At 38.9% G+C, this 388-nt stretch carries 1 protein-coding gene; it reads right to left on the bottom strand.

Going from position 1 to position 388, the window contains the following annotated elements; translation table 11 throughout:
- Positions 1–342: Fur family transcriptional regulator (locus J7R10_RS09500; RefSeq protein ID WP_208436546.1), on the bottom strand; the 342-nt coding region annotated here is incomplete at its 3' end.
- Between the last annotated feature and the right edge of the window lie 46 nt (positions 343–388).

Genomic DNA, 388 nt, shown 5'->3' with positions numbered 1-388 from the left:
GTGTGCTTGGAAGTCAACCGCTTGAACCATTTGTTTAAGGCTGGATACAATAGTTTTGTCTTGTATTTCGTTTACTTTGCCACAGTTCTCGCAAATGATGAAAGTTGTGAGCTCGTGTTGACAATTTTCAGGATGTAGACAGACCATAAAAGCATTCACACTTTCAAGACGATGAATACATTTTAATTGGACAAGTTTTTCTAATGCACGATAAACTTGGAGAGGTGCACGAAATCCTTCTTCGCGTAAATGATCAAGAATCGCATAGGCACTTAAAGGTCCTTGTGCATTCTTTAAAATGTTCAGAACCAATGTTTGGTTACGCGTAAGTTTAGATGACATTGACACCTTCCTTTTGCTCCACGGAAGAGCATAAAGTGTGTGAGAT

The organism is Bartonella vinsonii subsp. berkhoffii ATCC 51672 (assembly GCF_902825225.1).
In the GTDB taxonomy this organism is placed as follows: domain Bacteria; phylum Pseudomonadota; class Alphaproteobacteria; order Rhizobiales; family Rhizobiaceae; genus Bartonella; species Bartonella berkhoffii.
Note: the sequence above shows the minus strand (reverse complement) of the source record. Positions and strands in the feature narration are given on the sequence as shown.